9 protein-coding genes are annotated in these 9,193 nt (G+C 68.8%); 5 read left to right on the forward strand and 4 right to left on the reverse strand.

The window, feature by feature from the left end:
- Nucleotides 1-187 precede the first annotated feature (187 nt).
- Together OS124_RS0102175 and OS124_RS0102180 are read right to left on the reverse strand one after the other, a co-directional pair.
- A complete protein-coding gene (locus OS124_RS0102175) occupies nt 188-865 on the reverse strand; it encodes a hypothetical protein (RefSeq protein WP_010137656.1) in 678 nt (225 codons plus the stop codon).
- 492 nt (nt 866-1,357) lie between these two features.
- Complete coding sequence (locus OS124_RS0102180; protein ID WP_010137657.1) at nt 1,358-3,679, reverse strand: DNA topoisomerase IV subunit A; 2,322 nt, start codon at nt 3,677-3,679, stop codon at nt 1,358-1,360.
- A 184-nt stretch (nt 3,680-3,863) separates the two neighbouring features.
- On the opposite strand from OS124_RS0102180, the gene OS124_RS0102185 reads away from it, so the two are divergent.
- The 4 genes from OS124_RS0102185 (at nt 3,864) to OS124_RS0102200 (ending at nt 6,339) form a co-directional block, all read left to right on the forward strand.
- The gene (locus OS124_RS0102185) at nt 3,864-4,523 is read left to right on the forward strand and encodes an SH3 domain-containing protein (RefSeq protein WP_010137658.1); all 660 of its coding nucleotides are present in this window, start codon (nt 3,864-3,866) and stop codon (nt 4,521-4,523) included.
- Between the two features lie 90 nt (nt 4,524-4,613).
- Entirely contained in the window at nt 4,614-5,453 is an 840-nt protein-coding gene (locus OS124_RS0102190; RefSeq protein ID WP_010137659.1) for an SDR family NAD(P)-dependent oxidoreductase, read from the forward strand.
- A 114-nt stretch (nt 5,454-5,567) separates the two neighbouring features.
- A complete protein-coding gene (locus OS124_RS0102195) occupies nt 5,568-5,765 on the forward strand; it encodes a twin transmembrane helix small protein (RefSeq protein ID WP_010137660.1) in 198 nt (65 codons plus the stop codon).
- Nucleotide 5,766: 1 nt separating this feature from the next.
- A complete protein-coding gene (locus OS124_RS0102200) occupies nt 5,767-6,339 on the forward strand; it encodes a cob(I)yrinic acid a,c-diamide adenosyltransferase (RefSeq protein WP_010137662.1) in 573 nt (190 codons plus the stop codon).
- Between the two features lie 238 nt (nt 6,340-6,577).
- Here OS124_RS0102200 and OS124_RS0102205 read toward each other — a convergent pair whose 3' ends face one another.
- Together OS124_RS0102205 and OS124_RS0102210 are read right to left on the reverse strand one after the other, a co-directional pair.
- Nucleotides 6,578-7,369 carry a hypothetical protein gene (locus tag OS124_RS0102205; protein ID WP_138919401.1) on the reverse strand — a complete coding sequence of 264 codons (792 nt, stop codon included), beginning with the start codon at nt 7,367-7,369 and terminating at the stop codon, nt 6,578-6,580.
- A gap of 13 nt (nt 7,370-7,382) precedes the next feature.
- The gene (locus OS124_RS0102210) at nt 7,383-8,369 is read right to left on the reverse strand and encodes a 2-hydroxyacid dehydrogenase (protein ID WP_010137664.1); all 987 of its coding nucleotides are present in this window, start codon (nt 8,367-8,369) and stop codon (nt 7,383-7,385) included.
- Nucleotides 8,370-8,638: 269 nt separating this feature from the next.
- Here OS124_RS0102210 and OS124_RS26355 point away from each other — a divergent pair.
- Nucleotides 8,639-9,193 (forward strand): SH3 domain-containing protein (locus OS124_RS26355; protein ID WP_237708056.1); only part of this gene is annotated, 555 nt, incomplete at its 3' end.

A 9,193-nucleotide genomic window follows, 5' to 3' on the forward strand; every position in this document is an offset into this window, starting at 1 on the left:
CGTCAGGCGCCTCTGTCTTGGGGGGCCAGCGGCCCGATTTCACTCGGTCGGCGATGTATTGGGTCCGAGGGGGAAAATCAAGCGGCACTTGGGGGCGTTCCGCCGGCAGATCGCCGCCTGCGGCACCTCGGCACCGGCCGGCGCTTCAACCGGGCGCAGCGGCGGGCCCGGCGCGGACCGACAGAGCTCAGCCCTCGGCCTCGGCGGCTGCGTCTTCCGCGGCAGCCGGCGGCACGGCGGCCTCGGCATCCACCCCCTCGACCGCCCCCGGCGCGACGGCCATTCCGGCCTGCGGGCCCGGCGCCTCGCCGAACCATTCGCGGTTTTCCAGCAGCCAGTCCTCGATCAGCTTGGCGGTATTCAGCGCCAGGTTCTGCATCTGCTCTTCGCGGGTCTGGGTCAGGCCCGAACCGACCATGGTCTCGCCCGAGAAGCTCTCCAGCACGGTGAACTGCTTGGGCTGCTCGTTGATTTTCCTGCCCTCCTTGTCGTCCCAGATGGTGACGTTCACGATCAGGCCGGACTTCGGAGACAACACCAGCGGGATGCCGGGAGGGGCCAGGATATACCCCTCGACCGAGATCCCGAGATGATAGAGCTTGTCGCCCTCGTAGCGCCCGAAGCGCTCGGCGATGGCCGCCCGGACCACCTCTTCCCATTCCTCTGCCGTCGCCTCGCGCGAGATCGCGACCTTCTTCATCTTCGAGGCCACCACCACGTTGTGCCCCAGGCTGAAGTCGCCCAGATCGGGCAGGGGTTCATCAAGGTCATCGGGATTGGTACAGGCGGACAAGAGAAGCGCCGCAGCAACAAGGCCAGGCAGAAGCGGTTTGGCGACGACAGTGGCGACAAGGCTGCGGTACATGGACCCCCCGGGTAAAACTTGGCCGAATGCGTGTGCGGCCCGAAATTCTCTGTGCGGCACGAACCCGATAGCCCATCCCCGCCCTCAATTCAATTCACGAGGCCCGCCACGGTTCCCGCCCCCGCATCCTGCCCCATAGCATCACCAGGCTGAAAATACTCCGGGGGGAGTCGCGCAGCGACGGGGGGGCAGAGCCCCCCGCCTCCCTCTGCGTGTCGCCATACGGCGACGGAGGGCGGAGCCCTTGCCTGCTTCTACGTGCCGCCCTCCCGCGACGGGGTCGCAGCGCCTCCGCTGCCTTCCCGTATCGCCTTGGGCACGCAAGGGCGGCAGCGCCCCCGACTGCCCCCCCATCTCGCCATTCGCCGGCACCCTGGCCCCGCTTGCTGCCAGGGCTTCGGACGGGCCGACTGACGTGCAAGGGGCGGGACCACCGGCCCCGCCCCCTCGTTGGACGCAAAGGATCAGGCGCCCCGCGTCGGGCGCGCATGATCAGGTGAAGGTATTGTCGCGCGGGAAGCCCCGCGGCGCCATGCGGCCGGTGCCGGCGCGCTTGCCCAGCCATTCGGCCAGCTCGGTCTCGGTGCGGGTGCGCCCAGCCGGATCGTGCCAGGACAGGCCGTCGGCCAGAACGATGGTGGTCAGGTCCGACAGGCCACCGTCCTTGTACTTCTGCAGCCGGACGCCCTTGCCGCGGGTCATCTCGGGCAGCTCCTCAAGCGGGAAGACCAGCACCTTGCGGTTCTCGCCGACACAGGCGACGTGATCGCCCCAGACCGGCTTGGCCAGCAGCGCCTTCACACCGTCCTTGACGTTTAGCACCTGCTTGCCGCTGCGCGTCTGGGCCAGAACCTCGTCCTCGGGCACCAGGAAACCGTCCCCCGCCGAGGAGGCGACGATCAGCTTGCCGCCCGCACGGTGGATCCGCATGGTGACGATCTCGGCCTCGTTGGGCAGGTCGACCATCAGGCGGATCGGCTCGCCCATGCCCCGCCCACCGGGCAGGTTCGAGGCCTGGATGGTGTAGAACCGCCCGTTCGAGCCGAAGACCAGCAACCGGTCCGTGGTCTCGGCGTGGAAGGCGAAGCGGTGCTCGTCGCCATCCTTGAACTTCAGCTTGTCCGGGGCCGAGAGGTCGAGATGCCCCTTCATCGCCCGGATCCAGCCCATCTTCGAGCAGACCACGGTGATCGGCTCGCGCTCGATCATCGCTTCCAGCGGCACCTCTTCGGCCTCGGCGGCGGCCTCGATCAGGGTCAGGCGATGGCCGCGCGGATAGTCCTTGCCGAAGGTCTTCCTGGTCTCGCGCAGCTGGTCGGCGATGCGCGACCACTGCAGCTCGGGCGTGGCCAGCAGATCCTCGAGACCGGCGCGCTCCTCCATGAGGGCGTCGCGCTCGCGCAGCAGCTCCATCTCTTCCAGACGGCGCAAGGACCGCAGGCGCATGTTGAGGATGGCCTCGGCCTGCACCTCGGTCAGCTCGCCCTCGTCCCCCTGCCCCAGCGGAGAGACGTAATCCTTCTCGTTGATCGCCCGGGCGCGCTTCTTGCCCCAGTCCTCGGCCATCAGCGCGGCCTTGGGATCGTCGTCGTAGCGGATGATGTCGATCACCCGGTCGAGGTTGAGGAAGGCGGTGACGAGGCCTTCCAGCACTTCCAGCCGGTGGTCGATCTTCTGCAGGCGGTGTCGCGAGCGGCGCTCCAGCACCTCGCGGCGGTGATCGAGGAAGGCGCGCAGCACCTCCTTCATCGAGCAGACCTTGGGCGTCAGCCCGTCGATCAGCACGTTCATGTTCAGCGAGAAGCGGATCTCGAGGTCGGAGTTGCGGAACAGCATCCCCATCAGGACCTCGGGGTCGACGTTCTTGCTGCGCGGCTCCAGCACCATCCGGATGTCCTCGGCGCTCTCGTCGCGGACATCGGCCAGGATCGGGATCTTCTTGGTCTGGATCAGCTCGGCGATACGCTCGACCAGCTTGGACTTCTGCACCTGGTAGGGGATCTCGGTCACGACGATCTGCCAGGTGCCGCGACCCAGGTCCTCGACCTCCCACTTGGCGCGCAGGCGGAAGCTGCCGCGGCCGGTGCTGTAGGCCTTGGCGATCATCTCGGGGCTTTCGACCAGCACGCCGCCGGTCGGGAAGTCGGGCCCCGGCACGTATTGCAGCAGAGTGTCGTCACGCGCATCCGGCGTCTTGATCAGATGCAGGCAGGCGTTGCACAGCTCGACGATATTGTGCGGCGGGATGTTGGTCGCCATGCCGACCGCGATCCCGGAAGAGCCATTGGCCAGCAGGTTCGGGAAGGAGGAGGGCAGCACGACAGGCTCGGTCAGGGTGCCGTCGTAGTTGTCGCGGAAGTCGACCGCATCTTCGGTCAGCCCGTCCATCATCGCCTCGGCGACGGCGGTCAGCCGGGCTTCGGTGTAACGCGAGGCCGCCGGGTTGTCGCCGTCGATATTGCCGAAGTTGCCCTGGCCGTCGACCAGCGGGTAGCGGACGTTGAAGTCCTGCGCCAGGCGGGCCATGGCATCATAGATCGCCGTATCGCCGTGCGGGTGATAGTTGCCCATCACGTCGCCCGAGATCTTCGAACTCTTGCGGAAGCGAGAGCTGGGCGACAGCTTCAGCTCTCGCATGGCGTAGAGAATGCGGCGGTGGACCGGCTTCAGACCGTCACGGGCATCGGGCAGCGCCCGGTGCATGATGGTCGACAGGGCATAGGTCAGGTAGCGCTCGCCAATGGCGCGGCGCAGCGGCTCGGCCAGCAGGGATTCGGCCGGGCCGGGTGTGGGATCTTCGGGCGTGTCACTCATGGCAGCGGTGATAGCCGCAGGCTGCGCGGCGGTAAAGCGCCGCCTTCACCCCCACCCCTTGCAACGCCGCGGATGGGAACCAAAGGCGCTGCCAGCGGTTAGGGAAGTGACACCGCGACGCGGCGGGAACCTGCCCGGGGACCTGGCCGAGACACGCGGAAACCCGCTGCCGAAGGAGGATCCCATGTTCCGCTTCATGACCGCCACGACCTTCCTGCTCGCCGTCCTGTTCTACCAGGCAAGTGGCGGAGCGGATTTCGAGCCCTGGGAACGCGAGACCCCCGACTACGTCACCGCCCGGCCCGATCCCTACCAATTCCGCGAGAGCGCCCGTCGCGAGGGCGGCAACCTCTTCGTCTCGGTCGCCAATGCCAGCGAAGTGTCCGAAGACACCGCGCCGATCCAGCTGGCTTCGATCGCCGGCAAGAACGACAGCGGCCTCGATCCGGCCCTCGATGGACTGGAGTTCGCCAGGGTGACCCCGGCCTCCCTGCCGGCCTCCGGCTCTGCCGCCGCAGAGACCCCGCACAGCCTGCGCGGCACGCAGGCCGAGGCGGCCAGCGCCATGGCACTGAGCGCCGAAGAGCGTCAGGCGGTGCTGCGCGGCACCATCCCCGCCTCGGTCCAGCAGCAGCCCGCCCCCGAAGTCGACCTGCGCCGCGTCACCGGCGACCGCGTCAACCTGCGCTCCGGCCCCGGCACCAGCAATGGCGTGCTTGCCACCCTGACCAAGGGCACCCCGGTCGAGATCCTCGAAACGCAGTCCGGCTGGGTTCACCTGCGGGTGCAGGACAGCGGCCAGACCGGCTGGATGGCGGACTGGCTGGTCAGCGCCGCCCGCTGAGGCCCCCATCCCTGCAACAGGTCCGAGCGCCGGTGCCCCGCCCGGCGCTCTTTGCTTGTCCGGCCCCGTCCCCGCAGGCATAGCAGAGGCATGAGCAAATCCATCCTGATCACCGGCTGTTCCTCGGGTATCGGCCATGACGCGGCCCATGGCCTGAAGGCACGCGGCTGGCGCGTCTTCGCCTCGGTCCGCAATCCCGCTGACATCGCCCGCCTACAGGGTGAAGGGCTTGAGGCGCTGCACCTCGACTATGCCGACCAGGCCAGTATCGAAACGGCGTTCGCGCAGGTGCTTGCGGCCACCGGCGGCACCCTCGATGCGGTCTTCAACAACGGCGCCTTCGCGATTCCCGGTCCGGCCGAGGATATCCCGCGCGAGGCCATGCGCGCGCTCTTCGAAGTGAACTTCATGGGCCCCCATGCGCTGAACCGGCTGGTGATCCCGGTGATGCGCCGGCAGGGCGGCGGGCGGATCGTCAACTGTTCCTCGGTGCTGGGCCTCGTCGCGGCCCCCTGGCGTGGGGCCTACAACGCCTCGAAATTCGCGCTGGAAGGCATGACCGACACCCTGCGGCTGGAACTGGCAGGCAGCGGCATCCACCCGATCCTGATCGAGCCCGGCCCGATTCGCACCGACTTCCGCAAGAACGCCATCAGGGCCTTCGAGACTTGGGTCGACTGGGAAGCCTCGGACCGCGCCGACGACTACCGCGCCGGCCTGCTGGACATGCTCTACAAGCGCGGCCCGAAATACGAGGGCAAGGCCCGGTTCGAGCTCGAGCCCGCCGCCGTGACCGCGAAACTGATCCGCGCACTGGAAGACCCCCGCCCCCGGCCGCGCTACATGGTGACCACACCGACCTATATCGCCGCCATCATGCGCCGCGCCCTGCCCGCGCGCCTGGCCGACCGGATGCTCTCGGGCGCCTGACTGCCGTCCGACGCGCAACCTGGGCGGCCATGTCGCGGCAGGCGGCGGGATTTTCCTGTTCGCAATCCGCGCCATGTCGCCTAGATCTTGGCAAAACCCAGGGAAGGAAACGCAATGGCCCAGGATCCCCTGTTCCTCGTCGCGGCAGGTGCCGTGCTGATCGTCGCCCTCATCCTGATGATGGGCATCGGAAACTTCGCCCGTGGCGGAGACGGCAAGACCTCCAACAAGCTGATGAAATGGCGGATCATCGCGCAGTTCCTCGCGGTTCTGCTGATCCTCGCCTTCGTGCTGATCCGCGGTCAGGGCTGACATGGTCGTCCTGTCGAAGATCTACACCCGCACCGGCGACGCGGGCGAGACCGCGCTTGGCGATGGCACCCGTGTGCCCAAACCCTCGCTGCGCGTCGAAGCCTACGGCACCGTGGATGAAACCAATGCCACCCTCGGGCTGGCCCGCCTGCATGCCGCGGGCGAGATGGACGCGGCCCTGTCGCGGATCCAGAACGAGCTGTTCGACCTCGGCGCCGACCTTGCCCGCCCGGCGAAGGAAAAGGACGCAGAGGCGCCCTACACGCCATTGCGCATCCTCGCCTCGCAGGTCACGCGGCTGGAAGCCGAGATCGACGCGATGAACGCGCGCCTCCAGCCCCTGCGCAGCTTCGTGCTGCCCGGCGGCTCGGCGCTCTCGGCGCAGCTGCACCTCTGCCGCACCGTCACCCGCCGCGCCGAGCGGCTGACCGTGGCACTGATGGCCGAGGAGGGCTGCAACGCCGAAGCGGTAAAGTATCTCAACCGCCTGTCCGACTGGTTCTTCGTCGCCTCGCGCATCGCCAATGACGACGGCGTGAAAGACGTGCTCTGGGTGCCCGGCGCCACGCGCTGAAGCCTCCGGCGGGAGTATTTGACGCCTGGTGATGCACCATGGCACGCCACCGGGGCGGCCTCCTTTTCCGCCGGGGGCGTGGGCGCTTGCAGCCAGGCTGCCGGCCGCCCGCACGGGCCCGACCCGCCCCATCACCAGGCTGAAAATACTCCCGCCGGAGGCCCCGCCCCGCAGGGGCCGTGACACGGCAATGCCCCGCAGGGGCGGCTTCGGGTGCAGGCCCGGACTCAAGTGGGTTTCAGGCCGCCACAAGCCGCCGCGCCGCGGCCCAGAGGGCCAGCAGCAACACCATCGGCAGCACGATCATCCGCAGCAGGAAGACCCCGACCAGGGTCAGCGCCGCGTTCAGGAGGTCATCGGCCTGGTCCCAGAAGAAGCGCGCCGCGCCGCGATAGGCCTCCCAGCTCTCGCGCCAGGACTGGTCGTCCAGCGCCACCAGCTTCTTCGCCTCGGCCGCAATCAGGTCCAGCGTCGCATTGGCCTGCGCTGCAGCCTCGGCGGTCAGGATGTCTCCGCCCCAGACCCCGCCGACGAAGGCCAGCGGCAGCCCGATGGCAAAGACGAAGCCCAGCCCGCCACAGACGCCCCCAAGCCGGCGCAGCGTCTCGGGCGCGCGGTGCCAGCCGGTCGCCACCTCGCAGCCGCCCCGGGTCAGCAGCGCCAGCGCCAGCAGCGCGAAGCCGACCGAGGCCACCGGCGCCAGCGAGATCTTCAGCACCCCGGTCAGCACCGCCACGGCAAAGATCGCCGCCGAGACCCGTTCGACCGTGTCGTCCACCGGCTCCAGCCACTTCAGCGGCTGCACCGAGCCCTCGACCACCAGCGAGCCGCCTATCTGCACCTCCTGCGCCGCCGAGAGGAAGGCATTGATCGCCCTGAGCGAGATGTAGGTCGCCCCGGAGGCGAGGGCGATCTCGCCCTGGTAGGCCTCGGCCTGGCGGACCAGCGGATTGTCCTTCGGCGTCACCGCAAGGAACAGGCAGAGCGCGGCCAGCACGATCGACAGCAGCGAGTTTCGGGCAGAGCGCATCTTGTCTTCCTGGTCAGTAGGGTCCGGGCAGCACCAGGTCCGGCGGCCGGTGGCCATCGGCATGGGTCTTGATGTTGATCAGCACCTTCTCGCCCATCTCGATGCGGCCCTCGCGCGTGGCCGAGGCCATATGCGGCAGCAGCACCACGTTGGGCAGTTCGCGCAGGCGCGGATTGCCGTCGCTCTCGAAGTTGAGCACGTCCAGCCCGGCGCCGGCAATCTCTCCGGCGCGCAGCATCCGGGTCAGGGCGTTCTGGTCGATCACCTCGCCGCGCGAGGTGTTCACGATCACTGCGCCCGGCTGCATCAGCTTCAGCCGCCGTGCGTTCATCAGGTGGTAGGTCGAGGGCGTATGCGGACAGTTCACGCTGATCACATCCATCCGCGCCACCATCTGGTCAAGGCTTTCCCAGTAGCGGGCCTGCAGCGCCGCCTCGGTCTCGGGCCGAAGCGGGCGGCGGTTGTGATAGTGGATCTCCATCCCGAAGGCCGCCGCGCGACGCGCCAGCGCCTGCCCGATGCGGCCCATACCGAGAATGCCGAGCCTGCGCCCAGAGACCCGGGCCCCCAGCATGGCGTCGGGGCTCCAGCCCTCCCAGTCCTCGGACTGCATCCGCGCCAGCCCCTCGGGGATGCGGCGCAGCAGGGCGAGGATCAGCGCGATGGCCATGTCGGCGGTATCGCCGGTGGCGACGCCGGGGGTGTTCGTCACCAGGATGCCGCGCCGACGTGCCGCCTCGAGGTCGATGTGGTCGACCCCGGCGCCGAAATTCGCGATCAGCTGCAGCGCGCTGCCTGCCTGCTCCAGCAAGTCTTCGTCCAGACGATCGCGCAGGTTGGGCACCAGCACATCCGCCTCGCGCAGCGCCTGCGCCAGCTCGTCCCGCGTCATCGGCCGCCCGGCGGGACCACTGCGCAGCTCGAACAGCTCGGACATCCGGGCCTCGATCCGCTCAGGCAAGCGTCGCGTGGCGACAACAGTCAGGCGGCGAGATGGCATGGGCAGGCTCCTCCGTCTTCCCATTGCGGCAATTCACAGGCAAGGTGGCCCAAAGCGTGCGGGGGCACAAGAACCCCCGGCGAGGCAGTCACGAAGCGAGCAGCAACATGATCCAGTCGCGCAGGCGCCCCAGGGCGCGGCCCCTCCTGGCTCTGCGTCCCCATGCATTGCCCCCCCTCGCCACGGCAGCCCTTGCCCTCTGCCTCGCGATCCTCGGCGGTATCGCGGCCCCCGTCGCGGCCGAAACCCCGGGCTTCGAGGATTCGGACATGCCCGGGCACGAGGCCCCGGCAGCCCCCTCCGCCCCCACGGCCCCGGCACCGGGTCCGGCATCGGGCCAGCAAGTTGCCGCCGCTGCGCAACCCGCCCCGCCGCCGCTGCCCGAGGCACAGCCGCAACAGCTCGGCTCGGTCACCCACCTGCCCCTGCCCCGCTTCGTCTCGATGAAATCGGACAAGGCCAACATCCGCCGGGGCCCCTCGAAGACCCACCGGATCGACTGGGTCTTCCTGCGTCGCGACATGCCGGTCGAGGTGGTCGCGGAATACGGCCACTGGCGGCAGATCCGCGATCACGACGGCGTTGGAGGCTGGGTCCACTACGTGCTCCTCTCGGGCAACCGCACCGTGCTGGTGCAGGAAGACATGCTGGCGCTGCGTTTCCAGCCCTCGCCCGAGGCGCGCGTCATCGCCCGGCTCGAATCCGGGGTGATCGCCGATCTGGACAAGTGCGACCCGGAGTGGTGCCGACTCGAGGTCAACGGCTACCGTGGCTGGGCCCCGAAGAGCGCGCTCTGGGGTGTCGACGCCGACGAGATCCGCGAC

Source organism: Oceanicola sp. S124 (assembly GCF_000220565.1).
Lineage (GTDB): Bacteria > Pseudomonadota > Alphaproteobacteria > Rhodobacterales > Rhodobacteraceae > Pseudooceanicola.

Bases quoted from the DNA above. Each gene is read 5' to 3' on its own strand.
- OS124_RS0102175 (WP_010137656.1), bottom strand. From the start codon at position 865: ATGTACCGCAGCCTTGTCGCCACTGTCGTCGCCAAACCGCTTCTGCCT.
- OS124_RS0102180 (WP_010137657.1), bottom strand. From the start codon at position 3,679: ATGAGTGACACGCCCGAAGATCCCACACCCGGCCCGGCCGAATCCCTG.
- OS124_RS0102185 (WP_010137658.1), top strand. From the start codon at position 3,864: ATGTTCCGCTTCATGACCGCCACGACCTTCCTGCTCGCCGTCCTGTTC.
- OS124_RS0102190 (WP_010137659.1), top strand. From the start codon at position 4,614: ATGAGCAAATCCATCCTGATCACCGGCTGTTCCTCGGGTATCGGCCAT.
- OS124_RS0102195 (WP_010137660.1), top strand. From the start codon at position 5,568: ATGGCCCAGGATCCCCTGTTCCTCGTCGCGGCAGGTGCCGTGCTGATC.
- OS124_RS0102200 (WP_010137662.1), top strand. From the start codon at position 5,767: ATGGTCGTCCTGTCGAAGATCTACACCCGCACCGGCGACGCGGGCGAG.
- OS124_RS0102205 (WP_138919401.1), bottom strand. From the start codon at position 7,369: ATGCGCTCTGCCCGAAACTCGCTGCTGTCGATCGTGCTGGCCGCGCTC.
- OS124_RS0102210 (WP_010137664.1), bottom strand. From the start codon at position 8,369: ATGCCATCTCGCCGCCTGACTGTTGTCGCCACGCGACGCTTGCCTGAG.